The following is a 26137-nucleotide window of genomic DNA, read 5'->3' as shown; positions in this document are numbered from 1 at the left end:
GAACGCGCACGCGAACCCGTGAATCCCTGCCCGGGCCCCCGGTCCCGGATCACGGCACGCTACCGCATGGAGCCGCCCGGGCCCTCCATCATCGCGCAGCCGTGCTGCTGCATCTGCTCGGCGTGCATCCGGACGGTGGAGCGGAGGACGCCGACATCCGCCGGGTCGACCGGCGTGAGCAGCAGCCGTGCGCCGGTGGGGGTGTCCTCGACGTCGGCGCGCGCCGGCGGGGCCTGCGCCCCGGCCGCCATGTGGCCCTCGGCCATGCCGCCGCCCATCCCGCCCGTCATCCCGCGATCCATGCCGCCCATCCCGCCCGTCGCGTGATCCATCCCGGCTCTGCCGTGGTCCATGCCGGCCATGCCGTGATCCATGCCGCCGCCGGCGGCGCCGAGGTGGTAGCGGTTGTGCATCGCCGCCAGGGCGTGCACCCGGTCGCGGAGCGCGTACGCCTGATCGGGCGTCGTGCTGAACGTGACCGCCTCGCCGGTGGCGGTGTCCTCGGCGGACACCTGCGTCCCGGGGACGTTCATCGGACACACGCCGGCCATGCCGTGGTCGGACGCGGTGGCGCCGGGCTGGGTCGGCGCGGTGGCGGCGCTCGCGGCGGGCGGGTGCTCCGCGTGCGCGCAGGCGACGCCCGCGAGGGTGGTGAAGGCCAGGACTGCGACGAGTGCTCGAGACATGGCGCGCTCTCCTCTCTTCGGCTCCGGTCGAGCGCCACGATCGACACGCTCGGCCCTCCCCGGCGCCTCCCGCGAGCGGTCTCGACCCGTCCGTGCCTCCCCGGACGGGCGCCGCGGCGCGCTCTCCGGTACCATGGTCGGCGTCCACCCGAGCCTCCCCGAGCACGCCATGACGAGCCCCCACCCTCCCGCCGCGCCCCCCCGAAGCCTCAGCGAGCTGCGGGCGCGGATCGACGCGGTGGACGAGCGCCTCCTCGAGCTCCTGAACGAGCGCGCCGGGATCGCCGCCGAGGTCGGAGAGCAGAAGCGTGCCGCGCAGCCGGGCGCGCCCTTCCACGTCCCGTCGCGGGAGCGGGAGATCCTCGCCCGCCTCGAGGCGATGAACTCCGGGCCCTTCCCGACCTCCGCGATCCGCCCCGTGTTCCGGGAGATCATGAGCGCGTGCCTCTCCCTCGAGCGGCCCCTGCGCGTCGCCTTCCTCGGCCCCGAGGGGACCTTCTCGCACCAGGCGGTGAAGTACCAGTTCGGCCTCTCCGCCCAGGCGCTCCCGCACCGCTCCATCGCGGCGGTGTTCCAGGCGGTGGAGGCGGGCCGGTACGACTACGGCGTGGTGCCCGTCGAGAGCGAGAGCCGCGGCGTGGTGGACGCGACGCTCGACGCGTTCCAGGAGAGCCCGCTCCGGATCGTGGCCGAGATCCTCCTCCCCCTGCAGCTCGCGCTGCTCGCCCACCCCGAGGTCGAGCTGCTGCAGCTCCGCCGCGTGTACGGACCCGCCGAGCTGCTCCACGACTGCGAGCAGTGGCTGACCGCGCACCTCCCCGGCGTCGCCCGCGTGACGGCGCCCGGCGCCACGGAGGCGGCCCGCCTGGCCCGCGCGGATCCGGAAGGCGCCGCCGTCGCCCCCGAGGTCGTGGCGAAGCTGTTCGATCTCCGCGTCACGGTGGAGGGGATCGAGGACGCCGGGAGCGGCCCGTCGCGCTTCTGGGTGCTCGGGAATCGCCCCTCCCCGCCGACCGGCCGCGACCGCACCAGCCTCCTCGTCACGGTGAAGGACAGCCCGGGGGTCCTGCTCCACATCCTCGAGCCGCTCGCCCGGCGCGGCATCAACCTCACCCGCATCGAGAGCCGCCCCGCGCGCCGCCGCACCTCGGAGTACGCGTTCTTCCTCGATCTCGAGGGGCACGAGCTCGACGCGCCCATCGCCGCCGCGCTCGCCGAGATCCGGGCCGCACGCGCCGGCGTCCAGATCCTCGGGAGCTACCCGCGGGTGGAGGCGGGGGTCGCCGCCGGCCCGCGGGCGCCTTGACGGGGCCGGCCGCGGCGCATACACACAGTATATCGTGCTCGTGGTCCGCCCCATCCTGGCCTCTCGCGCCGCCTCGCCCGCCCGCAGGGGCGCGCCGCGTGCGCACGCCCGCGGCGCGGCCTTCCTCCCTTAGCGCGCCTCGGCCCGTAGCTTCATCGGTCGAGGCGCATCCGGACCTCCGGCGCGGATCCGCGCCGGACCTCGCGCGGCGCCCTGTCGTGTCCCCCAAAGAGGAGGAGTCTCCCAATGGCCGTCCACATCGCGCGCTCCGAGCTGTCCCGCCTCCGCGACCTCGTCGACCAGTTCTCGGAGGGGCGCGACGCCGTCACGGCGGAGCGCCTCGGCGCGGAGCTCGACCGCGCGATCGTCGTCGATCGGCTCCCCCCCGACGTGGTCGCCATCGGCTCGCGGGTGCGCTTCGAGAACGCCGCGACGGGTGTGGTCCGGGAGGTGGTGCTCGTGTACCCGTCGGCCGCCGACGCGACCGCCGGTCGCGTCTCGGTGGTCGCGCCCATCGGCGCCGCGCTGCTCGGGCTCTCGGCCGGTGACTCGATCGACTGGCCCCTCCCGGAGGGGCGGTCCGCGCGGCTTCACATCTTGAGCGTGCAGCCGCCTCCGCCGCCCGAGCCGCCCGCGGCGTCGGCGCCGGCCTGATCGGGCCCCGGGCGTCGGACCTCGGGCGCCGACGACGCACGGCGCGCTCGGGACGGTCAGCGGCCGCTGATCGGGGCGCGGGGGCGCGTCTCCTGGGTGCGCGCCTTCACCCGCATCTGCGTGTCGGTCTTCTGCCGGTTCGAGGACTTCCGGGTGGACTTGCGCGACGGCCTCCCCTTCGTGTCCTCGAGGACGTAGCCGGCCTTCCTGTCGACGCGGGCCGAGGGCTTGCGCGCCCCGGTGCGCCGGTCCGTGGCGCTCACGCCCGGCTTCGACGTGTCCACCGGGACGTCCCGCCTCGGGTGAGGGGGGGCCTTCGGCTTCTTTGCGCCCGAGCGCTCGGTCCAGTAACGGAACTGCTCCGCCCGCGTGGCCATCGGCTGCACCTCCTGGTCATGGGTGGTACGCTGCGCCGCGCGCCGGGTCCAGCCCCCGGGTGGACCCCCTTCCTCCCCGGCCCGCAGCGCCGCGACCGGAGCGCGATGGAGTGCGGAGGCGACGTGACCGGACAGGCGAGCCCACTGCAGCACAGCTTCCGCGCGCTGCGGCACCGGAACTTCCGGCTGTTCGTCGCCGGGCAGTTCATCTCGCTCATCGGCACGTGGATGCAGTCGGTCGCGCTCGGGTGGCTGGTGTACCGCCTCACGCGCTCGCCGTTCCTGCTCGGGCTGAGCGGCTTCCTGGCCCAGATCCCGAGCCTGGTCATCGCGCCGCTCGCCGGCGTCTGGGCGGACCGGTGGAACCGGCACTGGATGGTGATCGGGACGCAGGCGGCCTCGATGGTCCAGGCGCTCACGCTCGCCGCCCTGGTGCTGACCCACCGCGCGACGATCGTGGAGATCCTCGCGCTCAGCCTCGTCATCGGCGTGGTGAACGCGATCGACGTGCCCGCCCGCCAGTCGTTCGTCATCGAGCTGGTCGCCGGGAGCGCCGACCTCCCCAACGCGATCGCCCTCAACTCGTCGGTGTTCAACGTGGCGCGGCTCGTCGGCCCGTCCATCGCCGGGGTGCTCATCGGCGTCGTCGGCGAGGGGATGGTCTTCCTCGTGAACGGCCTGAGCTACGTCGCGGTGATCGGCGCGCTGCTCGCCATCCGCATCGAGCCCTCGGGCCGCCGCCCGCCGCCGGCCGCGCACCTCTGGACCCACCTCACCGAGGGCGTCCGGTACGTCGGCGGCTTCGCGCCCCTCCGCGCCGTCCTGCTGCTCCTCGCGCTCGTGAGCCTCGTGGGCGTGCCCTACACGGTGCTGATGCCGATCTTCGCCACGGAGATCCTGCACGGCGGCGCGCACACCCTCGGGTTCCTCGTCTCCGCCGTCGGCGTCGGCGCCCTGTGCGGCGCGCTCTTCCTCGCCTCGCGGCGGACCGTCGTGGGCCTCGGGCGCGTCATCGTCGGGGCGGTGCTCGCGTTCGGCCTCGGCCTGGTGACGTTCGCGTCGGTGCGCTCGCAGGCGCTCGCGGTGGCCGTCCTGGCCGTCACCGGGTTCGGGATGATGGTCCACATGGCGTCCACGAACACGATCCTCCAGACGATCGTCGAGGACGACAAGCGCGGCCGGGTGATGAGCCTGTTCGCCGTCTCGTTCATGGGGACGACGCCGATCGGGAACCTCGTCGCCGGCGCGCTGGCCAGCCGGATCGGCGCCACTTGGACGGTGGCGCTCGGCGGGCTGGGCTGCCTCGCGGGCGTCGCCGTCTTCGCCCGCGCGCTCCCCGCGCTCCGCGCCCAGGTGCACCCGATCTACGCCCGGCTCGGCGTGATCCCGGAGGTCGCGAAGACGCTCCAGGCCGGGACCGAGCCGGCGACCGCCGCGCGGGAGACCGAGCGGCCGCGGTGACGCCGTTTCGTCACCCGCGATGCGCTCCGGCGGCCGGCGCGCCGAGCCGGGCCCGCCGCGCTTCGAGCGTGCCGATCAGGCGCTCGAAGGGCTGGGCGAACTTCTCCACGCCCTCGGCCAGGAGCTGATCGGTCACGGCGGCCATCGAGATCCCGTCGGCCTCGAGCGCGGCGAGGTGCGCCCGCGCGCCCGGCACGTCCTCCTCGAGGGTGGCGTGGATGCTCGCGCCACGGCGCAGCGCCTCGAGCGTCTCCGGCGGGACGGTGTCCACGGTGTGCGGGCCGACGAGCCCCTCCACGTACATGAGCGGCGGGTAACGCGGATCCTTGGTGCTCGTGCTCGCGAAGAGCACGCGCTGCGGGCGCGCCCCGCGGGCCGCGAGCCCGGCCCACCGGCCGGTGGCGCTCAGCCCCTGGAAGTCCTGGTAGGCGAGCTTCGCGTTGGCGATGCCGGCCTTGCCGCGGAGCCCCTCGAGCCGGGCCCGCGCGGCGGGGTCGGCGCCCCGCGCGCGCTCCTCGAGCCGCCGGTCTACGAGCGTGTCCACCCGCGAGACGAAGAAGCTCGCCACGCTCGCCGCCCGGGAGAGGTCTCCGCCCCGGCGCGCGCGCGCCTCGAGCCCGGCCATCCACGCCGCCGCCGCCGCCCGGTACGCCGAGCGGGAGAAGAGGAGCGTGACGTTCACGTTCACGCCCTGGGCGCAGAGCGCCTCGATGGCGGGCATGCCCGCCGGCGTGCCGGGGACCTTGATGAAGACGTTCGGCCGCGCGAGCGCGCTCCAGAGGTGGAGCGCCTCCTCCACCGTGCTGCGCGTGTCCGCGGCGTGGAGGGGAGAGACCTCGAGGCTCACGAAGCCGTCGCGCCCGTCCGTCTCCTCCCAGACCGGGCGCATCAGGTCCGCCGCCGCGCGGAGGTCCTGGATGGCGAGCGCCTCGTAGATCGCCCGGGCGTCGAGCCCGCGCCCCGCGAGCGCGGCGATGTCCGCGTCGTAGTCGGTCGTCTCCGCGATGGCCTTCTCGTAGATCGCCGGGTTGGTCGTCAGGCCGCGGACCCCGTCGTCGATCAGCCGGGCGAGCCCGCCCGTGCGGATGAGGTCCCGCTTCAGCCCGTCATACCAGAGGCTCTGGCCGTGCTGGGCGAGGGCACGGATCGGGTCGATCATGGGCGCCTCCTCGAGTGCGTCACCTCGATGGTGCGCCTTCCCGGCGGTCGAGGCCGCGGCGACGGGCGGGCGGGCGCTCGGGCTCCGGGGCGGACCCGAAGCACCGTCACCGTCACCGTCACCGTCACCGTCACCGTCACCGTGACCGTCCCCCGTGCCCGGCTCCCGCATCCCGTAGCCCGTGGCCCGTGGCCCGACATGAGGCGCGCAGACCGAGGTCGCGGCCGGGTCCGGGTCCGGGTCCGGGGCTGGGTCCGGGGCTGGGTCCGGGGCTGGAGTCGGGGCTGGGGTCGGGGTCGGGGTCGGTTGCGGGGTCGGGGGTCGCGGTCGGGGGTCGGGGTCGCGGTCGGGGTCCGAGGGCGAGGGCGGGGTCGGGGTCGGGGTCGGGGTCGGGGTCGGGGTCGGGGTCGGGGTCGGGGTCGGGGTCGGGGTCGAGGGCGAGGGCGAGGGCGGGGGCGGGGTGCGGGGTTGCGGGGTCGGTGCGGGGTTGCGGGGTCGGGGCGGGGTTGCGGGGTCGGGGCGGTGCTGCGGGTGGGGGCGCGAACGGCTGGGGGCGATCGCACGCTCGCGCCACGCCTTCGGCGTGTCACTGCGCGTGCCACGCTCGACGACCGCCGTTCGCTTGCGGGACCAGCTCACGCCGCGGGTCGGACATGCGCGGCTCCTTGCCTTTCGTCGAAAGGAGCCGCGCATGTCCTCCAACCACGGCGTCGATCAGTCCAAGGTTCCGTTTCCCTCTTCGGCTCGTTCCCCCGTCCTCCCCCACCACAAGCTCATCGCCTACGGGGTCGCCCGGGACTTCCTCCTCGCGGTGATCCGCTGCTCCATCCGCGATCCGAAGCTCCGGGACGAGGCGCTTCGATCAGCGAAGTCGGCGTGCCTGAACACGGCCGAGGGCGCGGGGCGAGTGAGCCGCGCCGACAAGGCGCGCGTGTTCGGCATCGCCCGTGCGGAGACCGTCGAGGCGGCGGCCGCGGTCGAGATCGCGGCGCTCTGCGGTGACGCGCCGGCAGGAGCGGCGGCCGACGTCGCGCGGATCGCGGACCGGCTGGTTGCGCTGCTCACCGGGCTCGTCAGGTAGTGAAGCGCAAATTCGAAGCCTCGCGTGAGGGAGTCCGAGTGGCCCGCGCGAACGAAGGCCCGGGCGCGCGCCGGTGGACCGGTCGCGCCCGGGCCGCTCTCCGCTAGCAGCTCGCCTGGCTCCGGAGCGCCGCCACCGGCTGCTCTCCCCGCTCGAGGGCGCCCTCGCGCTGGAGCTCCGTGGCCCGTCCACGCCGCGCCAGCATGAAGTAGAGGACCGGCACCGCGTACCTCGAGAGGAGCGTCGCCGCGACGGCGCCGGACATGAGCGCGACCGCGAGCCCCTGGAAGATCGGATCCGCGAGCATGACCGCGCTCCCGACGATGACCGCGAGCGCGGTGAGCGCCATGGGGCGGAACCGGACCAGCACGGCCTCCTCCACCGCCGCGGCGAGCGGCATCCCCTCCTTGAGCTTCAGCTCGGCGAAGTCCACGAGGATGATGCTGTTGCGCACCACGATCCCCGCGCCCGCGATGAACCCGATCATGCTCGTCGCGGTGAAGAAGTAGCCGAGGAGCGCGTGGGCCGGGAGGATGCCGATCAGGGACAGCGGGATCGGCGCGAGGATCACGAGCGGCATGCTGAAGCTCTGGAACCAGCCGACCATCAGCACGTAGATGAGGAGGATGACCGCCGCGAAGGCGAGGCCGAGGTCGCGGAAGACCTCGAGCGTGATGTGCCACTCACCGTCCCACTTGATCGCGGGGCGCTCGGTGTCCGTCGGGTGCTCCAGGCCGAAGCGCGGGATCGTCTCGCCGACGTCCGAGCGGATCGCGGACATCTTCTTCTCCAGGGCGAGGAGGGCGTAGAGCGGGCTCTCGATGGCGCCGGCGAGCTCCGCCGTGACGTACGCGACCGGCATCAGGTTCTTGTGCTGAATCTCGGCGCCCTCGCGCCCCTGCTCGACGCGGACGAGCTCCGAGAGCGGCACCGGGCCCTTCGCGCCGGGGACGGTCAGGGCGAGGAGCGTGTCGAGGTGGCTCCGGTTCGCGGGCGCGAGCTGGACGACGATGGGCACCTGCGAGGCGCCGCGGGCGCCGTGGAACGTCCCCACCTGGTCGCCGTACCCGGCGGCCGCGAGCGTCTGGACCACGTGCGACGGCTGCACGCCGTGGAGCGCGGCCTTCTCGCGATCGACGGAGAGCCGGAGCTGGGGCGAGGTCGGGTTCAGGGTGGAGTCCACGTCCACCACGCCGTTCACGGAGCGGAACGCGTCCCGCACCTGGCCGGCGATCCGGTCGCGCTCCGCCGCGCTCGGCCCGTAGACCTCCGCGACGAGCGTCGCGAGCACGGGCGGCCCCGGCGGGATCTCCACCACCTTCACCCGCGCTCCCTCGGGCGCGGCCAGCCGCTCGATCTCCGGCCGGATCCGGACCGCGATCTGGTGGCTCGGCGCCTTCCGCTCGCCCTTCGGCAGCAGGTTCACCTGGAGGTCCACCTGCTCCGGCGCGTCGCGCATGAAGCTGTGGCGGACCATGCCGACGAAGGTGAACGGCGCGGCGACCCGCGAGTGGACCTGGACGCTCTCGACCTCCGGCTCCTGCAGCAGCCGCCGGGCCACGCGCTGCCCGAGCGCGAGCGACACCTCGCGGGCGGTCCCGGCCGGCAGGTCGAACTGCACCTGGAGCTCCCGCTTGTTGTCGAACGGGAGCATCTTCACCTTCACCGCGCCGACATAGAGGAGCCCCACCGCGGCCACGAGCAGCACCGCGACGCCGGCGAGGAAGCCGATCCGGATCTTCGCCGGCCCCAGGAGCCAGCGGATGACCCGCCGGTCGACGCGCGCGAGCCGCCCCTCCGGCGCGGTCTCCGGGTGCGCCGAGGGCTCGTCCGCCACCGGCTCCGGCGCGTCGCGCTCCGGATCGCCCGGGTGGAGGCCGGTCGCGTCGGTCCCGGGGAGGTTGGCCTCGTGCCGGAAGATCCGGATCGCGGCCCACGGGCTCACCACGAACGCGATGACGAGGGAGAACACCATCGCCACGCTGGCGCCCACGGGGATCGGGCGCATGTACGGCCCCATCATGCCGCGCACGAACGCCATGGGCAGGATCGCCGCGATCACCGCGATGGTCGCGAGGATGGTGGGGTTCCCCACCTCGTCCACCGCCTCGACCACGATCCGCGCGAAGCTCCGCCGCGGTCCGGGCAGGTACATGTGGCGGTGGATGTTCTCGACGACCACGATGGCGTCGTCCACCAGGATGCCGATCGAGAAGATCAGCGCGAAGAGCGTGACCCGGTTCAGCGTGTAGCCGTTCAGGTAGGTGAGGACGAGGGTGAGGGCGAGCGTCACCGGCACCGCGACCGCGACGACCAGCGCGGAGCGCCAGCCCATCGCGACCAGGATCAGCGCCACGACGGAGAGCGTCGCGATGAGCAGGTGCTCGATGAGCTCGTTCGACTTCTCGGCCGCGGTCGCGCCGTAGTTCCGGGTGATCGTCGCGTCGATCGAGGAGGGGATGAGCCGCCCGCGGAGCGTCCCGAGCTTCGCCTGCACCGCGTCGGCGAGCTCGGTCGCGTTCGTCCCGGGCCGCTTCGCGACCACGATGCTCGCGGCCTGCTCGAACTCGGGGTGCTCCTTCGAGGCCGTCAGGACGACGGGCGGCTCCTGGTCGGGCCCGTCCACCACCCGGGCGACGTCCTCGACGTAGATCGGCCGGCCGTCCCGCACCGCGACGACGACCCGGCGCAGCTCCGCCGCCGAGAGCGCGAAGCCCCGCGCCTCGACGGCGACGCGGCGGTTGTCGGCGACCAGGTCGCCCGCCGGGAGCTGCGCCTGCGCCGACCGGAGCGCGCCGTCCAGCTCGGGCACCGACACCGCCAGGGTGCGGAGCCGATCGGGATCCGGCTCGACGCGGATCACGCGGCGCGCGCCGCCGACCACGCTCACCTGCGCGGTGCGCGGGACGTCGGAGAGCTGGCGCGCGACCTCGTCCGCGAGCGTGCGGAGGGCGCCGGCCGGCAGCGGCTCGGCGGCGTGGAGTGTGACCGTGAGGAACGGGACGTCGTCGATGGTGAGCGCCCGCACCGTGGGCGGGAGCGCCCCCGGCGGGAGGAGCTCGGGGTGCCCGCCGAGCTCCTGGTGCACCTTCACGAGGCTCGGCTCGAGCGGCTCGTTCACCTTGAAGCGGACGGTGATGAAGCCGGCGTTCGGGCGGCTCGTGCTGTAGAGGTACTCGACCCCGGGGATGCCCCAGAGCCGCCGCTCGATCGGGGTGACGAGCTGGCTCTCGACCTCGCCCGGCGTCGCGCCCGGGTAGGGCAGCATCACGTCGATCATCGGGACGACGATCTGCGGCTCCTCCTCGCGCGGCGTCAGGCTGACCGCGAGCACCCCGGCCAGGATCGAGGCGAGGACGATGACGGGCGTCAGCTTCGACCTGAGGAAGGGGCTCGCCACCCGTCCGGCGATCCCGAGCCGCGTCTCGTTCGTCACGGCAGCACCTCGACCGCCTGCCCGTCCCGGAGCGCGCCCGGCGCGTCGATCACGACGTCGTCCGGGGCGAGGCCGGCGCGGACGGCGAACACGTCACCGGCCTGCTCGCCGAGCGAGATCCAGCGCAGCTCCGCCCGACCGCTCCGCGCGACGAAGACGCCCGTCAGGTCCCCGCGCTCGACGAGCGCGGTCCGCGGCAGCCACCTCGTCGTGACCCCCGCCGCCGCGCTGACCTGTGGCAGCACCAGCCGCGCGAAGTCGCCCGAGCGGAGCTCGCCGTCCACCTTCCGGACCTCGGCGCGGAGCCCGCGCCGGTGCGAGAGCGGATCGCCGCCCGGCGTGAGCGCGGTGATGACCGCCGTGCCCCGGACCGCGCCGGCCTGGAAGTGCAGCGGGGTCCCGACCGCGAGGCCGTGCGCCTCCGGCTCGGAGAGGCTCGCGACGAGCTCGAGCGCCTTCCCCACGATCTCGAGGATGGGCTGCCCCGGGTTGACGAGATCGCCGGGCTCGACGCGGCGCGACTGCACCGTGCCGTCGAACGGCGCCCGCACCTGGGTGTACGCCAGGGTCGCCCGGGCCGAGGCGACGGCCGCCTGCGCCTGCGCCTGCTGCGCGCGCGCCATGTCGAGCTCGGAGGGGGTGGCGGCGCGCTCGGCGGCGAGGTCCCGGATCCGGCGCTCGTGGGCGGACGCGGCGGCGAGGGACGCGTCCGCAGCGCCGAGGGCGCCGCGGACGTCATCGTCGGAGAGCGACACGAGGAGCTGGCCCCGGCGGACGCGCTCGCCCTCCCGGACCTTGACCGCGCGGACGGTCGCGGCGACGCGCGTCGCGATGGTGGCGCGGCTGACCGCGAGGACGCTCGCGGGCACCAGGGCGCCGCCCGCGGCGGCCCCGGACCTGACCCCGCGGACCTTGACGGGCGCGGCGGGGGCGGCGGGCGCCGCCCCGGCGAGGACGGCGAGAGGGATCGCCGTCGCGAGCGCGACGGCGGCGAGCTTCGGGTAGCGGTGGGTCATGGCAGCAGGCCTTCGATGGGCTGGTGGAGGGCGAGCGCGAGGCGGGCGCGCACGACGCGCGCCTCCACCCGGCTCGCGAGGAGGAGGGCGCGGGCGCCGGCGAGGCCGGCCTCGGCGTCCAGGACGTCGGTGAGGGGCAACAGCCCCTGGCGGTGGCGGGCGAGGCGCAGCGTGCGCGCGGACTCGGAGGCGGCGACCGCCTCCTCGGCGGCGCGGACCCGGGCGGTCGACGTGTCCACCGCGACCCACGCCTCGCTCACCTCCCGGGAGGCCTCGCGCTCGCGCCAGGCGAGCGCGTCCGACGCGGCGCGCGCCCGCGCCCGGGCGGCGCGGGTCGCGTCGGCGTCCCCGAGGGAGAGATCCCAGCGGAGCATCGCGCCGAGCGTCGTCCAGCCGGTGCCGCGGCCGAAGTCCGACGTGCGGAGCGCCTCGGCGCTCGCCTGGAGGAAGAGGGAGGGCAGGAGCGCGCCGCGGGCCGCGGTGACGCCTTCGTCCGCCGCGTCGCGCCGCAGCCGCGCGGCGGCGAGATCGGGGCGCGCGGCGAGGCTCGGGCCCTCCCGCGGAGGCAGCGGCGGGAGCGCGCCGATGGGCGTCACGAGCTCCGCCTGCGCCGCCTCGTCGCCCGCGAGGAGCGCGAGCGCGGACCGGGCGGAGGTCCGCCGCTGCCGGGCGGTGGCCAGCTCCGCCTCCGCCTGGGCGCGGAAGGCCGAGGCGCGCGCCACGTCGGCGTCGAGCGCGAGCCCCTTCGCGTTGCGCTCCTTGACGAACCGCTCCGTCTCGGTCGCGTGCGCCACGAGGTCCTCGGCGTACTGGACCCCCTCCTCGGAGGCCTGGCTCCCGAAGTACGCCTCGACGACCGCGGCCGCGACCTCCATCCGGCGGCGGACGTCGTCGGACGCCTCGGCCTCGGCCGCGTCGCCCGCGGCGCGCTGCCCGGCGAGGAGGCGCCCGCCCATGAACACCGGGACGGAGAGCGTGACGCCGCCGCCCCAGGCGCCGATGGCGCCGGGGTCGTTCAGCCGCGCGGGATCGAAGTCCGCCGCGGTGATGCGCGCCTGGTCGAGCTTGATGCCGAACGCCATCATGGGCTCGTCGGTGCGGACGCCCTTCGCCGAGAGCGAGAGGGTCGGCAGCCGCGCGTCGCGCGCCCGGTCGGCGTCCGCCCGGGCGGCCTCGACCTGCGAGGCGGAGGCGCGCAGGGCGAGCCCGCGCGTCCAGGCCGCGCGGATCGCCTCGTCCACGGTGAGGGGGGCCCCGGCCGCGAGGGCGGGGGCGAGGATCGCGGCGAGGAGGGTCGCGCGCGCGAGCCGGATGGGAATGGTCTTTGCGTCGTTCACGGTTCGTTCTGAGCCTAGACTCGACGAAACGCTTCGAGGTGAAGCCACGAGGGGCGCGGCCGAACCGATCCCCCGTCCCGCGGCTCTCAAGGCGACACCCACTCGCAGCGGCGCAGGCTCTTCGAAGCTCCGTTCGCCCTGAGCGTAGGCGCGCGCTGCGCGCCGGAGTCGAAGGGCGAGCAGCGCAGCGAGGAGTCCCCGCGCAGGCAGGCAGCGTGCACCGCGACGACAGGCGCCTTACGCCGACCGCCGATCCCCTGCCGCGCCGGCGGCCCACCTCCGGCGGGTGCCTCCATCGCTCGCCGCGAGCGAGCCTCGGCGCCTCGCGGGGCGTCGGTCGGAGGGGGCGGGCGGCCGTTGTGCCGTCACCCCATTTCGGTTACGGATCACGCATGAGCGAGAAGGATCGGGATCTGATCGCCGCAGCGAAGGCGGGCGACCGGGCGGCCCTCGAGCGGCTGCTGCGCAACCACGAGGGCGCGGTGTTTCGCTTCGGCCTGAAGATGTGCCGCGAGCAGGAGGACGCGAAGGACGTCCTCCAGGAGACGCTCCTCGCGGCCGCGCGCACGCTCCCCGAGTTCCGCGGCGCCTCGTCGGTCTCGACCTGGCTCTACACGATCGCCCGGAGCTTCTGCATCAAGAAGCGCCGGACCGGGAAGTACGCGCCCGAGCAGCTCCAGTCCCTCGACGCCGAGCCGGAGACCGCCGCGGCGGTCGCCGATCCGGCGCGCGGGCCGGAGGAGGACGTGGCCGGCCGGCAGCTCCGCGCCGCCCTGGACGACGCCATCGCCGCCCTCGAGCCGATGTACCGCGAGGTGCTCGTGCTGCGCGACGTGGAGGGGCTCTCCGCCGCCGAGGTCGCGGAGATCCTCGGGATCAGCGTGGACGCGGTGAAGAGCCGGCTGCACCGCGCGCGGGTCGCCGTGCGCGAGCGGCTCGCGCCGGTCCTCGAGCCCGAGAGCGTCAGCGGCGCGCCGGCGGTCTCCGAGGGCTGCCGGGACGTGGCCGCCATGTTCTCGCGGCGCCTCGAGGGCGAGATCGACGCCGGCGCGTGCGCGGAGCTGGAGCAGCACCTCCAGGGGTGCAGCACCTGCCGCGGCCGCTGCGAGGCGATCCGCGCGACGCTGGCGATGTGCAAGCGCATGGGCGACGAGCCCATCCCCGCGCCGGTCGAGCGCGCCGTCCGGGCCGCGCTGCACCAGTTCATCTCCGCGCAGCAGGGGTGACGCGCCCCGCGTCCGGTCGGGCGGTCACGTCGCGCCCTGCGACGCGGACCGCTCGCGGAGGGCGGCCACCACGAGCGCGAGCTCCAGCGCGAGCCGGGCGCAGGGCGCGCAGGCCGCGAGGTGGAGCGCCACCTCGGCGCGGTCGTGCGGCGCGAGCTCACCGTCGAGGTATTCGGACAGCCGCGATCGAATCACGTCGCAGGGAGCTGCCGGCCGAAGCGCGAGCATCACGCACCTCCGCGGATCGCTCGCCTGCCCCCGCGCCGGCTCCGTCGCCCGGGATCGATCCTCATGCCCGTGCGAGCCCACGCGGCGGCTTGCGGGTTCGGCCCGCCCCCGACCGGCGCGTCCCGCCGTCCCCGCGGGCCTCAGCCTCTCGCGACCGGATACCCCCGGCGGATCCAGTCCGGCATCCCGGGCTGGTAGATCAGGACGTTCCGGTACCCGAGGGCGGAGGCCGCGACCGCGGCCGAGCGGGACAGGCTTCAACCGAGGCCGCGGCAGTAGAAGACCACCTGCGTCACGCGGTCGCGAGGGAGCGCCGCGGCGCGCGCCATGATCTGGTCGGCGGGGATCCCGACCGCGCCCGGGATGTGGCCCTCCGCGTACTCCTGCGGCGAGCGCACGTCCACGACGACGCCCCTGCGGCTCACGAGGAGCGCGTGCACCTCGCTCGCGTCGATCACCCGGGGCTCCGGCTGGGCGACCGGCGCCACCGCCGCCGGCGCCACCGCGAGCAGCACCGCGATCATCGTCGTGTGGACCATGCCTCGCTCCTGCACCGCGTCCCAGCGCGGCGACGGCGATGAGAGCCGTGGCGCCCACCGAGGGTTCCGGTGTACGTCCTCGCCCGCGAATCCTCCCGGGTTTCCCGGGCTCTCCCCGGGGAGGAGATCCCTCACCGTGTCCCACCTCCCCGATCCCCCCTCGCCGGCGGCCCTCGCCCGCGCGCTCGACGCGCGCTACACCGCGCTCGCGGCGGACGCGCGCGCCTCGCTCTCGTGCGGGAGCGTCCTCGAGCTCGCGGCGCCCGGGGCCGGCGAGACCGTCGTCGATCTCGGGTGCGGCCGCGGCGGCGACGTGCTCCGGGCGGCCGCGGCGGTCGGCGAAGCCGGGCTCGCCGTCGGCGTGGACTCCAACCCCGCCATGATCGCCGCGGCCCGCGCACCGGCCGCCGACCGCCACCGGATCCGCTTCCTCCTCGGGGATCTGGCGGCGGTGCCCCTGCCGGACGGGCAGGCCGACGTGGTGATCTCGAGCTGCGCCATCAACCACGCGCCGGACAAGGGGGCGGTGTACCGGGAGATCCGGCGCCTGCTCCGCCCCGGCGGCCGCTTCGTCGTCGCGGACGTCGTGTCCGAGCAGCCGCTCCCCGAGGCGGTCCGCGCCGACCCGGCCGCGTGGGCGGCGTGCTACGGCGGCGCGGTCCCGGAGGCCGACTACCTCGCGGCGATCGCCGCGGCCGGCCTCGCCGACCTGCGCGTGCTGCGCCGCTCGGCGCCGTACGAGCGCGGCGGCGTCCGGATCCTCTCCCTCACGCTCGCGGGCGCGCGCCGGTAACGTTCGGAGGTCTGATCCCATGCGGCTCTCGCGCTCCACCATCGTCGCGCCGGTCCCCGGCACCGCCCAGGCGCTGATCGTCCAGCCGCTCTCGGGCCAGGCGGCGCTCGTCTCCGGCGACGACGCCGACGCGCTGCGACGGCTCGACGGCGGCGGCGCGCTGCCGCCGTCGCTCCCCGAGGAGACGCTGCGCGCCGCGTCGTTCGTGGTGGAGTCGGACGAGGAGGATCGCGCCCTCGAGGCGCGGGCGCGCGCCGAGTACCTCGCGGAGGCCGCGCGCACGCCCGTGCAGCTCGTCGTGGTCCCGAGCTTCGGCTGCAACCTCGCGTGCACGTATTGCTACCAGGAGGTCTTCGACCCCGCCGCGCGCGCCCTCATGGCCCCGGAGGTCGTCGACGCCTTCTTCGCCTACGTGGACGCACACCACGGCGCCGACCGGCCGCGACCCTACGTGACCTTGTTCGGCGGCGAGCCGCTGCGCGACACCCCGGCGCACCACGACCGGATCGGCCGGTTCCTCGACGGCGCGGCGCAGCGCGGGCTCGAGCTCGCGGTGGTGACCAACGGCTACGACCTCCCCGCGTTCCTCCCGGCCCTCGCCGCGGGCCCGGTGAAGGAGGTGCAGGTCACGCTCGACGGGCCCCAGCCGGTCCACGACGCGCGCCGCCCGCACGCGGGCGGCGGCGGCAGCTTCGAGCGGGTGATCGCGGGCCTCGAAGGGCTCGTCGCGGCGGAGATCCCGGTCAACCTGAGGGTGGTCGCGGATCGCCGGAACCTCCCGGCCCTCCCCGCGCTCGCCGAGCTCGCCGCCGCGAAGGGCTGGCTCGACCTGCCGGCCTCGCGCTTCAAGACGCAGGTGGGCCGGAACTACGAGCTGTTCGGCTGCGCGTCCCGCCAGCGCCGCGAGGACCTGTTCGATCGCGTGGAGCTGTGGGCCCGCTATGTCGAGCTGTCCGAGGCGCACCCGATCCTGCGCCGCTTCCACCGACCGCGCTTCCACGGGATCGGCCACCTCGCCGAGACCGGCGAGCTCCCGGCGCCCAACTTCGACTCCTGCCCCGCGACGAAGAAGGAGTGGGCGTTCGGCCCCGACGGCAGCCTCTATGGCTGCACCGCCACGGTCGGCCACGCCGCCCACGTGCTCGGCCGGTTCCACCCGGAGATCGTCCGCGACGAGGCCGCCATCGCCGCGTGGCGGAACCGCAGCACCGTCACGATCCCGCGCTGCCGCGGGTGCGCCCTCGCCCCGGTGTGCGGCGGCGGCTGCGGCGCCATCGCCTGGGACCAGGCGGCGACCCCGCTCGCGCCCGACTGCCGCCCGGTCGCGGAGCTGTACGGCCTCGGCGTGCGTTACTACGGGCTCGGGGCATGACGGCGACCCCCACCCGCATCGAGCTGCTGCGGCGCACGCTGCCTGCCTGCGCGGGGCAGACTCCTCCCTGCGCTGCTCGACGTGCCAACAGGCACGCCTGCGCTGCTCGGTCGTCGTGTGCCCACGCTCGGCGACGGCATCGTGTGCCTCGCGACGCTCGACGCGAGCGGGTGGCGCCATGACCCCGATCGCGCCGGGCTACCGGAGCGGGTGCGTCGTGTGCGGCGCCGCCCTCGAGATCCTCGAGGCGGCCCAGCCGATGACCTGCGGCGGGTGCGGGGCGAGGGTCGAGAGCGCCGTCCGGTGCCGGTCGGGTCACTTCGTCTGCGACGCGTGCCACTCCGGGTCGGCGAAGGACGTGATCGAGCGGGTCTGCCTGGCGACGGAGGACACCGATCCGCTGGCGATCTCCCGGGCGCTGATGCGTCACCCGACGCTGAAGATGCACGGTCCCGAGCACCACCTCCTCGTCCCCGCCGCGTTCCTCGCGGCCCTCGCGAACGCCCGCGGCGAGCCGGGGGAGAAGCGGCGCCTCCTCGCGGAGGCGCGCCGCCGCTCCGAGCCGGTGGCGGGCGGGTTCTGCGGCTTCCAGGGCGCGTGCGGCGCCGCGATCGGGGCGGGGATCGCGGTGAGCCTCGCGACGGGCGCGACCCCGCTCTCCGTCGAGCCCTGGTCGCTCGCGAACGCCGCCACCGCCCGGGCGCTCGACGCCCTGGCGCGGGTCGGCGGGCCGCGCTGCTGCAAGCGGAACTCCTGGCTGGTCCTCCTCACCCTCGTCCGGTTCGCCCGCGAGCACCTCGGCGTGACGCTCGGCGGCCGGGGCGAGCCGTGCACCTTCGCCTCGATGAACCGTGAGTGCATCGGGGAGCGGTGCCCGTTCCAGCGCGGTTCACGCTGAGGCTCTTTCCTCCCCGCGCGCGTGGCCGCCGCCCGGCCGCCTTCGCGTCGATGGCACGGGCCACGGGGAGCGGGGACACGGGATACGGATGACGGGTTCGCATTCGGGTTCGGGTTCGGCCCGTGTGTGGCACCTTGTCGCACGCCCGATCGTTGAATCGATCCCGCCGGCCGCGGCTCTCATCCGCAGGCGCGCTGCGTTATCCGACGCAGCGCGCAGAAGGTCACACATCGACACCGAAGGAGAGCGCGCGATGAAGTTGCTCACCACGCTCGAGAAGAAGACCTGCTGCCCCGAGAAGGCGGCGCAGTGCTGTGCGAAGGCATCCCGGCTCGTCTCGGGCTGCCACGACTGAAGCTGGTTCACGCGGGGTCCGCCCCGCCCTCTTTCCACCCTCTCCGCTCCGCCCGGCCGCTGGCCGGGGCCGGAGCGCTCCCCCAGAGGTCCGGATGTCCGGGATCGTCCAGGAGATCGTCGCCGCCGACTACGACCGCGAGGTGCTCGGCGCCGAGACGCCGGTCGTGCTCGACTTCTTCTCCACGGAGTGCCCGCCGTGCGAGGCGCTCGCGCCCAAGTTCGAGGCGGTCGCGGGGCAGTTCGCCGGGAAGGTCCGCTTCCTCAAGATCTTCCGCCAGGGGAACCGCGACCTCGCCGTCCGGCTCGGGGTCACCGGCAGCCCGACCCTGCTCTTCTTCAAGGCCGGCAGCGAGGCCGCGCCGCGGATGAGCGGTGAGGACATCAAGCGCTCCGCGCTCAAGGCCGCGGTCGAGGGGCTGCTCGCGTAGCGCGGAGGATCCGATGGCCGAACGCCACGACGTCGTCATCATCGGGGCCGGGCCCGCCGGGCTCGCCGCCGCCATCTACGCCGCGCGGGCGCGCCTCCGGACGCTCGTCCTCGACGAGAGCATCCCCGGCGGTCAGGTGAAGACCACCCACAAGGTGTCGAACTACCCGGGCTTCGCCCAGGACGTCGAGGGCGCCGCCCTCGCCGCGGCGTTCGCGGCGCAGGCGCAGCGCTTCGGCGCGGACGTCCGCCGCGCGGTCGAGATCACGAAGCACGACCTCGCCAGCCCGGTGAAGACGCTCGAGCTCGACGAGGAGGAGACCGTCGAGGCCCGCGCCGTCATCGTCGCGACCGGCGCGCGGCCGCGCCCGCTCGGCGTGCCGGGCGAGGACGTCTTCAAGGGGCGCGGCCTCTCGTACTGCGCCACCTGCGACGGCGCGTACTTCGAGGGGAAGGACATCCACGTCATCGGCGGCGGGAACTCGGCCGTCGAGGAGTCCCTCTTCCTCACGCAGTTCGCCCGGACCGTCACGATCGTCCATCAGTTCCAGGAGTTCCAGGCCGAGCCCGCCTCCGCCCAGGAGGCGCTGGCGCACCCGAAGATCCGGGTCCTGTTCGGCCACGAGCCGCGCGCCTTCCACGGCGAGAAGGCGCTCGAGCGGCTCGAGGTCGAGGACCTCCGGACCCACGAGCGCAAGCAGCTCCGGACCGACGGCGTGTTCGTCTTCATCGGCATGGTCCCCCGGACCGAGCTCCTCGCCCCCTACCTCGAGCTCGAGCCCGGCGGGTACGTCGAGACGACCGACGGGATGGAGACGAAGATCCCGGGGCTCTACGTGGCCGGCGACCTCCGGGTGAAGCGGTTCCGCCAGATCACGACCGCCGTCGCCGACGGGACCGTCGCCGCGCTCGCGGCGCAGAAGTACCTGCGGGCGGGGTGAACGCTGCGCGGGCGCCTCGGCGCCCCGCGCTCCCCGAGGGCCGTCCGCTCCGCTCGCGCGCGGGCGGCGGGAGCCGGCGCTGCCTCACCGATCCGGGGGCTTCGCCCCTCGCGCCGCTGGCGGCCTTCGGGACGGCATCCCGAGCAGCAGCCCGACGCCGCCGCCGTACAGCGCGGCGACCCACACGTTGGACGTGATGGGGCAGGTCCCCGTCTTGCAGCCCACGAAGTGCGACCAGGCCGCGCCGATCGCTGCGCCCGCCAGGGCGGCGAGCGCCGTCCAGAGGTAGCGCGGCACCCGGCCACGACGCGCCGCCCCTTCCTCCGGCGCGCCGGTCGCGCCCGCCCCCGTTTCGCTCGTCGTCATCGCCTCTGCCTCCGCACGATCGAGAGCACGGCCGAGCGGGAACGGTTCGCCCCCGCGCGTCGCCCGCGTCAACGGCGCGTCCCCCGAGGACTGCTCCTGACGGTCGGGAGCTGGCCGGCGCGCGATGCGGCCGCGACCGGTCGAACCGTCCCGCGGCCGCCGGGCTCCCATGGAGGCCAGATCGCTCCAAGGGGAGCGCCTGCCCGCCAATGTCCGACCTCCTGTCCTTCGTCCTGTTCCTCGCCGGCTGGGTGCTGCTCCAGTACGTGATCCTCCCGAAGCTCGGCGCCCCTACCTGAGGCGTCCCCTACTCGCGCCCGGGCGGCGCGAAGAGAAGCAACGCCGAGACGACCGATCAGCCGGCCGCTGGACCGCCGGAGGAGCAGCCCCCGCGCTGATCGCCGCCGGAGGCGTCGCCGCCTCCCGACGAGACGACCGGCCGCGATCGCGTGCGGGGCTCGAGCCCGAGCGCACGCATCCGCCGCCAGAGCGTGCTCCGCGACAGCCCGAGCGCACGCGCAGTGTCGCAGCGGCTCCACCGGTTCGCCTCGAGCGCCGCGAGCAGCGTGGACCGCTCGTCCTGGACCGGCGGAAGGGAGCGGGGCGGCTCGCGCGCGGCGGCGAGCTCCGGCGGGCGCGCCGTCACCACCTCGGGCGGGAGATCCTCGGGCTGGAGGGTCTGGCCGCGCGAGACGGTCACCGCGAACTCGAGGGCGTTCTCGAGCTCGCGCACGTTCCCGGGCCAGGAGTACGAGAGCATGGCGCGGAGCGCGTCGGGGGAGAAGCGCAGCGCGCGCCCGGCGCGCGCGCCGACGCGCGAGAGGAGCAGCCGGGCCACCGGCTCGATGTCCTCGCGCCGCTCGCGGAGCGGCGGGATCTCCAGCGGGAACACGCGCAACCGGTAGTAGAGGTCCTCGCGGAACGTCCCGTCGGCCACCGCCTTGCGCAGATCGCGGTTGGTCGCCGCGATGATGCGGGCGTCGGTCCGGCGGGTCTCGTCGTCGCCCACGCGCTCGTAGGCGTGCTCCTGGAGGACGCGGAGCAGCTTGACCTGGAGGTGGAGCGGCAGGTCCCCCACCTCGTCCAGGAAGAGGGTCCCCTGCGCGGCGGCCGCGAAGCGCCCGGCCCGATCCCGGGTGGCGCCGGTGAAGGCGCCGCGCACGTGACCGAAGAGCTCGCTCTCGAGGAGCTCGCCGGGGAGCGCCGCGACGTTGACGGCGACGAACGGGCCGTTGCGGCGGGGCGAGTGCGCGTGGATGGTGCGCGCGATCACCTCCTTGCCGCTCCCGCTCTCCCCGGTGATGAGCACGGACGTCTCGCTGTGCTGCAGGCTCTCCACGAGGCGCAGCACCCTGCTCATCGACGGCGAGCGGTACACCAGGCCGGGCGCGACGAACGTGCCCGCGGCCTCGGCGCCCACCCCCTCCACGCCCTCCTCGTCCGCCGGCCGCAGCACGAGCAGGTAGCGCGCGGTCGGATCGCACACTCCGTGAGGATCGTGCATCAGCGGCGCGGCCGTGACCGAGAGCAGCCGCGCCCCGTGGGCGCCGTGGAGCAAGGCGCGCCACCCCTCGCGTTTCTCGCCGGCGAGGAGCGCCTGCCGGACCGGCCCGTCCGAGCCGAAGAGCTCCGGACCGAGGAGCTGCTCGATGGGCTCACCCAGGAGCCGCCCGGCCGAGCCTTCCCCGAGGAGACGATCGAGCTCCGCCGAGACGTGCCGGACGCGGAAGTCTCCGTCGAGCGCCATGCAGACCCGTCCGATCGAGCCGAACGCCGCGTTCACCGCGGCGAACGCCACCTGGTGACTGGATCGGGTGTCCTGCGCGGAGATCGAGAGCACGGTCATTTGAAACAACTTTGACACATTTCGCGTCATCGCGAAACACCCCGTCGCATCGCGGCGCGCCAAACGCCGGTCATTCACCGACAGAGCACATCGCACGCCAGGCGCTCGGGAGAGCGCCTGTCACGAACGGGGTCGCTATGACGATTTGTCGCAGGCACGCCAGCGCCGCAGCGCCGAGCGCATCGACACGTACCGTGACGGCGTGCCCGAGCGAGGCGCGCGACGCGCCGCGCGGGCTGGCTTCGAGCTTCGGGGTCGCCCGACCGGGCGACAGGTCAGATGCCTCAACCGATGGGGCCGCACGACGGCCCGCCGAACCCACCGCCGCCGCCGTCGCCCGATCCCGGCGTCGCCGCCGGCCGGGAGATGAGCCGCTTCACCTCGGCGCTCCTGCAAGCGGGACAGACGACCTGGGCCTCGTCCGACTTCCGGACGATGAGCTCCTCGAACTGCTTGCCGCAAGGGGTGCAGGTGTACTCGTAGATGGGCATCGAATCGTTCCACGCCCCCCGGGGGGAGCCGTGTCGGTGAGAGCCCCGGGGGCGGTGGAGGATTCGCACAGGAACGACCGGACCGCCAGGGCGAGGCGGCCTGGCGCGTTGGGAGCCCCTCTCGCGCCGCCTGCGCGGGGGCCCGCTCAGCCCACGTCGAGCTCGGCGAGGTCCTCCGGGGAGAGCACGAGCCGCTCGAACCCGAGGAGCTCGCGGAGCTGCACCGCGGAGGTCGCGCTCGCGATGGGCGCCACGACCGTGGGCTGGGCGAGGAGCCACGCCAGGGCGACCTGGGCCGGCGACGCCCCGCGGCGGCTCGCGACCGCGCGGACGGCCTCGAGGACCGCCCACCCGCGCGCGGTGCCGTAGCGCTGGAGCACGCTCGCGGCGCGCGGCGAGGCGGGTCGCGGCTCGCCCTGGCGGTACTTCCCGGTGAGGAAACCGGCGGCGAGCCCGTAGTACGGCGCGACCGAGATCCGTTCCCGCCGGCAGAGCGCCTCGAGCGGGCCCTCGAAGTCGACGCGCTCCACGAGGTTGTAGTTCGGCTGGAGGGCCTCGTAGCGCACCAGCCCCTCGCGCCGCGCGAGCTCGAGGGACGCCCCGAGCCGCTCGGCGGAGAAGTTGCTCGCCCCGACGACCCGGACCTTCCCGGCCCGGACCAGCGCGTCGAAGGCACGGACGGTCTCCTCCACCGGTGTCCTCGGATCGTCCTTGTGCGCGTACAGGAGATCGATCCGCTCCACCTGGAGCCGCCGGAGCGAGTCGTCCACCGCGCGGCGGATGTGACGCTCGGAGAGCCCCTCGCCCGTCGGCATCTTGGAGCCGACCTTGGTGGCGACGATCACGCGGTCCCGCGCGCCGCGCGCCTTCACCCAGCGGCCGAGGATCGTCTCGCTCTCGCCACCGACGTTCCCGGGGGCCCAGTGCGAGTACACGTCCGCGGTGTCGACGAAGTTGCCGCCCGCCTCGAGGAAGGCGTCGAGGACCTCGAAGGACTCCTTCTCGCCGGCGGTCCAGCCGAAGACGTTGCCGCCGAGACAGAGCGGGGAGACGCGGAGCTCGGAGCGCCCGAGCTGCCGCCGCGCGGAGAGAGGTTGCGTCGTCATGACGCTGGAGGATGCGCGCGCGGCGACGCCGATGCACGGGAAACGGTCGTGTCCACCATTCATGCCCCTGCCCGCCTCCGTGACTGTGACCGCGGCCTGCGGCTCCGATCCGCGAACGGCGCCGCGCGCGCGGTCGAGGTCGTGACCGGGCAACAGTTCGACCGCGCCGCCGCGGCGGGACAAACGCGGGACAACCGGACGCAGGGTATGCCTATACCTTTAGTCGCATGTCTCGGCCCCCGCAGACGTGCGACATCGTGGAGGAAAGTCACATTGGCGCATGCCCACCCACGGACACCCCAAGACTGCCGCTTGAAATCGGGAATCCGGCTCGTGTACGAGACTAATCCGTGAGCGACTCGAGTGTCCGTATCTGTTCGCTCGCGTCCGGTCGCGCACTTCCCGGGGGGACGCGTGCTCGCATCCGCTCTAGTGTGTTGGCGTTTGCACAGGGCGTCTTCACGACGGGACGCAGGCGCGGAGGCGTTCGTGCACCAATGACGCTTCTGAACAACATATCGGCGATGCCGCGAGCACTAAGATGGCTCACTGCGTATTCGGCCGGAATGGCGTTGATCGCTCTCCGTTATTCCATTCCGGTAGCGCTGGTTGACACCAGGGGCGCTGCCATCTCGGTTGCGCGCTGGTGGTCAAGCGGGTCTGGGCTTGTTCTCGTTGTGAGCGGCGCCCTGCTGGGAGTCGCAAGCGTGTTGATATTGAAGCGCTCCGCCGTCGGGCGAACAGCGTTCATTTGCGGCCTGGTGAAATTGACGGCCTCCATCCCCATCGCCCTTGTAGCTGCCGGAGTTGGTGCTACACCTATCGTTTCCGGGCTCGTCTCGACAGGGCTCGCCACGACTCTCGCTGCCTCTTACCTCTTCTCCAGCCGTGCCGTGAACGCCTACTTCACTCGACAACAGTAGTTTCGCATGGTCGGTACAGGCAGCAGTGGGTTGACGCTGATGAGAACGCCCGACCAACCGCTTTCGAAACCTGCGTTCGTCGCAACGAGGGCCCTCGGTCTGTTCATGCTGATGGCGTCGGTGACGTGCATCGTTGTCGCGTGGGTCTACTGGCATCAGCTGACTTGGCCGTGGAAGGTCCTATGGGATGCAGTCCCAGTTCTCTTCCTGATGAGCGGGAAGGACGCTCGGCAGATCTTCATCTCGTACGGTCGATATAGACGAGAGTGGGCAGAACGATATAGCGGGAACTCCGCAGCGTGAGCCGAAAAGCCCAGAGGAGCCCTGTTCCTCGCCCGCGACGCAGAAGATGACCTGGCGACACAGGACGAGATCCTCGCGTGCACGAGCACAACGTCGTGGCGCGACTTGTGCGCGTTGCCCCAGCCCTCAACCCGAGTTTGACCGGCCAACTCACGATCAGGCACATGATTTCCCATTTCTAGGCGGTGCATCATGATCACGAACTTCGAAGCGATGCCGCGACCTCTCAGGTGGCTGACGCTATTCTCGGCCGGATTCCTGTTGATTGCCGCGAGAGCCGCCCTGGTCGGCGGCGTGATTGCTGCCGATGGGACGCCGGTGTCCTCTTCACGGTGGTGGCTCAGCGGAGCGGGGGCTGGAACGTCCATCGCGAGTGCGCTCCTCGTTGCATCTGCCGTGTTGATGCTGGTCCGGTCTCGACATGCGCGGCGGATGTGCGTGCTGGGATGGTGCGTAGCAAGCGTATCGGTTGCGCTCATGGAAAGTGTCACTGGGCTCAGTTTGGCCGCTATTCTGAGTCACCTCATCCTGGGCGCACTGTTCGTGGTCGTGATCGGCCTGTACCTGTTCAAGAATGAGCGCGTTGCGGTCTACTTCGATACCGAGAACGCGCAAGGCTCCCATCCGCGGGGCTAAATTTAGCCCGTCCACCAGAGAGGGCAGCGCCGATGATCAGCACACCTCTCCCGAACGGTGTTCCCTCCTGCCGAGGTTGACAGGCCTCGGGTGGATAATCCAGGTGAGGTTCGGGTAGGCCAGTCGTGAACTGGAACTCAGTCCTATGCGGATCTTCGAGATCTTCGACCAAGAGGGTCGCCTTCTGGCTTTCGAGGTCGACAACGCGGGCCTCGGCAGGAGACGAGCGTGTCGGCTGCTGTTCGAGGTTCCTGGATGCCGCCCGGTACGTCGGCCGAAGTCGCTCTCGTGGCTGCGCGAGGATTCGTTCTGCGAGGCGGACATCGAAGGGGTCCGCTTCGCGATCGAGGAGCCTTTCGGAGACAGCTCTCGATATTGGATCGGCCCAAACCCGCCCCGTGCCGTTCCTCAAATCGAGATGGCCCGGAAGGCGTTCGAGCATTCCCGCGGGCCGACCGCCTGGGTCCGGATCGTCGTCGTTGTGCTGTTCGCGGCCGCGGTCGCGGCGATCGCCGCAGCGAAGCTGGTGAACCGATGACCGATCGGTGGCTGCACAGCGAGGTCACCGATCAGCCGAAGGGCCTACTTCAATCTCCTTCAACCAACGCTCTCTCTCGGCAGGATCATCGGGATTGAATTTGACACGAACGACTACCTCACCAAATCTCCCTCTATTCAACCCAACCGAGGACCGATTCGGAACCTCGACCTGCAGCAGACGGGGCGACAGCCATTCCAATTTCGGTCTGCACACGGGGTCCCCTCCTGTATCCACGGTAAACACATCACCTTCGAGCCGCTGCCCCCCGGCACGCACGAGGTGAACGGTATCAGCTACGACCGTGGTGAACCAACCATCACTACAGATGCTTTCATACACGTACGCGCTCCAAGCGCCATCTTGCGAAATAGCCCTTGAAACCGTCTCGGACTCACATTCTCCTCTTTGTTGTCCGAGTCCATTACCCAACCCATACATTAGACAGACAGTCCCACAAGAGAGCAGGAACAACAGAAGCAGCAGAAGCGCATAGAGCAATTTGTGCCGCATTTTTGGTGGCTGCTGCCCGAGTTCGGTGCCGATTTGACCTGCCCCCGACTCTAGGCGGCTGCCCGCGTGAGGCCGGTTAGATGTGAGCACACTCCATCGGCGCGTGGTTGTCGAGTGAGCC

Annotated in this window: 24 protein-coding genes; 12 read left to right on the top strand and 12 right to left on the bottom strand. The window is 73.3% G+C overall.

Translation table 11 applies throughout. The features are described 5' to 3' along the window. Positions 1 to 59 precede the first annotated feature (59 nt). Positions 60 to 686, bottom strand: a complete 627-nt coding sequence (locus MNZ27_RS11340) for a hypothetical protein (RefSeq protein ID WP_242394171.1) — start codon at positions 684 to 686, stop codon at positions 60 to 62. A 169-nt stretch (positions 687 to 855) separates the two neighbouring features. On the opposite strand from MNZ27_RS11340, the gene pheA reads away from it, so the two are divergent. Both pheA and rnk read left to right on the top strand, forming a co-directional pair. After that, complete coding sequence (pheA, locus tag MNZ27_RS11335) at positions 856 to 1992, top strand: prephenate dehydratase (RefSeq protein ID WP_242394170.1); 1137 nt, start codon at positions 856 to 858, stop codon at positions 1990 to 1992. Positions 1993 to 2238: 246 nt separating this feature from the next. After that, positions 2239 to 2646 carry a nucleoside diphosphate kinase regulator gene (gene rnk, locus MNZ27_RS11330; RefSeq protein ID WP_242394167.1) on the top strand — a complete coding sequence of 136 codons (408 nt, stop codon included), beginning with the start codon at positions 2239 to 2241 and terminating at the stop codon, positions 2644 to 2646. Positions 2647 to 2702: 56 nt separating this feature from the next. Here rnk and MNZ27_RS11325 read toward each other — a convergent pair whose 3' ends face one another. After that, positions 2703 to 3023, bottom strand: a complete 321-nt coding sequence (locus tag MNZ27_RS11325) for a hypothetical protein (protein ID WP_242394166.1) — start codon at positions 3021 to 3023, stop codon at positions 2703 to 2705. A gap of 123 nt (positions 3024 to 3146) precedes the next feature. Here MNZ27_RS11325 and MNZ27_RS11320 point away from each other — a divergent pair, with 123 nt between their 5' ends. Continuing rightward, positions 3147 to 4484 (top strand): MFS transporter, encoded by a 1338-nt coding sequence (locus MNZ27_RS11320; protein WP_242394162.1) that lies wholly within the window; start codon positions 3147 to 3149, stop codon positions 4482 to 4484. Positions 4485 to 4494: 10 nt separating this feature from the next. Here MNZ27_RS11320 and tal read toward each other — a convergent pair whose 3' ends face one another. Continuing rightward, the gene (gene tal / locus MNZ27_RS11315) at positions 4495 to 5643 is read right to left on the bottom strand and encodes a transaldolase (RefSeq protein WP_242394161.1); all 1149 of its coding nucleotides are present in this window, start codon (positions 5641 to 5643) and stop codon (positions 4495 to 4497) included. A 691-nt stretch (positions 5644 to 6334) separates the two neighbouring features. Here tal and MNZ27_RS11310 point away from each other — a divergent pair. After that, positions 6335 to 6724: a four helix bundle protein gene (locus MNZ27_RS11310; RefSeq protein WP_242394159.1), complete on the top strand. Its 390-nt coding sequence runs from the start codon at positions 6335 to 6337 to the stop codon at positions 6722 to 6724. A 103-nt stretch (positions 6725 to 6827) separates the two neighbouring features. Here the strand turns inward: MNZ27_RS11310 and MNZ27_RS11305 are convergent, their stop codons facing one another. Genes MNZ27_RS11305 through MNZ27_RS11295 form a run of 3 tightly spaced genes read right to left on the bottom strand, consistent with a single transcriptional unit; the run spans position 6828 to position 12513 of the window. Further along, positions 6828 to 10160, bottom strand: a complete 3333-nt coding sequence (locus MNZ27_RS11305; RefSeq protein WP_242394158.1) for an efflux RND transporter permease subunit — start codon at positions 10158 to 10160, stop codon at positions 6828 to 6830. Then, complete coding sequence (locus MNZ27_RS11300) at positions 10157 to 11176, bottom strand: efflux RND transporter periplasmic adaptor subunit (RefSeq protein ID WP_242394156.1); 1020 nt, start codon at positions 11174 to 11176, stop codon at positions 10157 to 10159. Before MNZ27_RS11300 ends, MNZ27_RS11305 begins: the two co-directional genes overlap by 4 nt. Then, the gene (locus MNZ27_RS11295; protein WP_242394155.1) at positions 11173 to 12513 is read right to left on the bottom strand and encodes a TolC family protein; all 1341 of its coding nucleotides are present in this window, start codon (positions 12511 to 12513) and stop codon (positions 11173 to 11175) included. The genes MNZ27_RS11300 and MNZ27_RS11295 overlap by 4 nt, the downstream gene beginning before the upstream one ends. Positions 12514 to 12905: 392 nt before the next feature. On the opposite strand from MNZ27_RS11295, the gene MNZ27_RS11290 reads away from it, so the two are divergent. Continuing rightward, positions 12906 to 13739: a sigma-70 family RNA polymerase sigma factor gene (locus MNZ27_RS11290; RefSeq protein WP_242394153.1), complete on the top strand. Its 834-nt coding sequence runs from the start codon at positions 12906 to 12908 to the stop codon at positions 13737 to 13739. Positions 13740 to 13763: 24 nt separating this feature from the next. Here the strand turns inward: MNZ27_RS11290 and MNZ27_RS11285 are convergent, their stop codons facing one another. Then, positions 13764 to 13934: an anti-sigma factor family protein gene (locus tag MNZ27_RS11285; RefSeq protein ID WP_242394151.1), complete on the bottom strand. Its 171-nt coding sequence runs from the start codon at positions 13932 to 13934 to the stop codon at positions 13764 to 13766. Between the two features lie 290 nt (positions 13935 to 14224). Then, positions 14225 to 14506: a rhodanese-like domain-containing protein gene (locus MNZ27_RS11280; RefSeq protein WP_242394149.1), complete on the bottom strand. Its 282-nt coding sequence runs from the start codon at positions 14504 to 14506 to the stop codon at positions 14225 to 14227. A 136-nt stretch (positions 14507 to 14642) separates the two neighbouring features. Between MNZ27_RS11280 and MNZ27_RS11275 the strand changes: the two genes are divergently transcribed. The 5 genes from MNZ27_RS11275 to MNZ27_RS11255 all read left to right on the top strand — a co-directional run bounded on the left by MNZ27_RS11275 (position 14643) and on the right by MNZ27_RS11255 (position 19294). Further along, a complete protein-coding gene (locus tag MNZ27_RS11275) occupies positions 14643 to 15299 on the top strand; it encodes a methyltransferase domain-containing protein (protein ID WP_242394148.1) in 657 nt (218 codons plus the stop codon). 19 nt (positions 15300 to 15318) lie between these two features. After that, positions 15319 to 16671, top strand: a complete 1353-nt coding sequence (locus MNZ27_RS11270; RefSeq protein ID WP_242394147.1) for a radical SAM/SPASM domain-containing protein — start codon at positions 15319 to 15321, stop codon at positions 16669 to 16671. A gap of 178 nt (positions 16672 to 16849) precedes the next feature. Further along, positions 16850 to 17569, top strand: coding sequence for a DUF5714 domain-containing protein (locus MNZ27_RS11265; RefSeq protein WP_242394146.1), 720 nt, complete (start codon positions 16850 to 16852; stop codon positions 17567 to 17569). A 449-nt stretch (positions 17570 to 18018) separates the two neighbouring features. Then, on the top strand, positions 18019 to 18354 hold the full coding sequence (locus MNZ27_RS11260; RefSeq protein WP_242394145.1) for a thioredoxin family protein: 336 nt from the start codon (positions 18019 to 18021) through the stop codon (positions 18352 to 18354). Between the two features lie 13 nt (positions 18355 to 18367). Then, positions 18368 to 19294, top strand: coding sequence for an NAD(P)/FAD-dependent oxidoreductase (locus tag MNZ27_RS11255; protein WP_242394144.1), 927 nt, complete (start codon positions 18368 to 18370; stop codon positions 19292 to 19294). A gap of 84 nt (positions 19295 to 19378) precedes the next feature. Here the strand turns inward: MNZ27_RS11255 and MNZ27_RS11250 are convergent, their stop codons facing one another. From MNZ27_RS11250 to MNZ27_RS11235, 4 genes are all read right to left on the bottom strand, one after another. Next, positions 19379 to 19660, bottom strand: a complete 282-nt coding sequence (locus tag MNZ27_RS11250) for a DUF6132 family protein (protein ID WP_242394143.1) — start codon at positions 19658 to 19660, stop codon at positions 19379 to 19381. Positions 19661 to 20015: 355 nt separating this feature from the next. After that, on the bottom strand, positions 20016 to 21506 hold the full coding sequence (locus MNZ27_RS11245) for a sigma-54 interaction domain-containing protein (RefSeq protein ID WP_242394142.1): 1491 nt from the start codon (positions 21504 to 21506) through the stop codon (positions 20016 to 20018). Between the two features lie 284 nt (positions 21507 to 21790). Further along, on the bottom strand, positions 21791 to 21997 hold the full coding sequence (locus MNZ27_RS11240; RefSeq protein ID WP_242394141.1) for an FmdB family zinc ribbon protein: 207 nt from the start codon (positions 21995 to 21997) through the stop codon (positions 21791 to 21793). Between the two features lie 146 nt (positions 21998 to 22143). Continuing rightward, positions 22144 to 23103 (bottom strand): aldo/keto reductase, encoded by a 960-nt coding sequence (locus MNZ27_RS11235; RefSeq protein ID WP_242394140.1) that lies wholly within the window; start codon positions 23101 to 23103, stop codon positions 22144 to 22146. Between the two features lie 1418 nt (positions 23104 to 24521). Between MNZ27_RS11235 and MNZ27_RS11230 the strand changes: the two genes are divergently transcribed. Together MNZ27_RS11230 and MNZ27_RS11225 are read left to right on the top strand one after the other, a co-directional pair. Next, on the top strand, positions 24522 to 24965 hold the full coding sequence (locus tag MNZ27_RS11230) for a hypothetical protein (RefSeq protein ID WP_242394139.1): 444 nt from the start codon (positions 24522 to 24524) through the stop codon (positions 24963 to 24965). A 145-nt stretch (positions 24966 to 25110) separates the two neighbouring features. Further along, a complete protein-coding gene (locus MNZ27_RS11225) occupies positions 25111 to 25503 on the top strand; it encodes a hypothetical protein (protein ID WP_242394138.1) in 393 nt (130 codons plus the stop codon). Positions 25504 to 26137 lie beyond the last annotated feature (634 nt).

The organism is Anaeromyxobacter oryzisoli (assembly GCF_022690765.1).
Taxonomy (GTDB): Bacteria; Myxococcota; Myxococcia; order Myxococcales; family Anaeromyxobacteraceae; genus Anaeromyxobacter; species Anaeromyxobacter oryzisoli.
The sequence above is the reverse complement of the archived record's forward strand: the minus strand, read 5'-3'. Positions and strand labels throughout refer to the sequence as shown.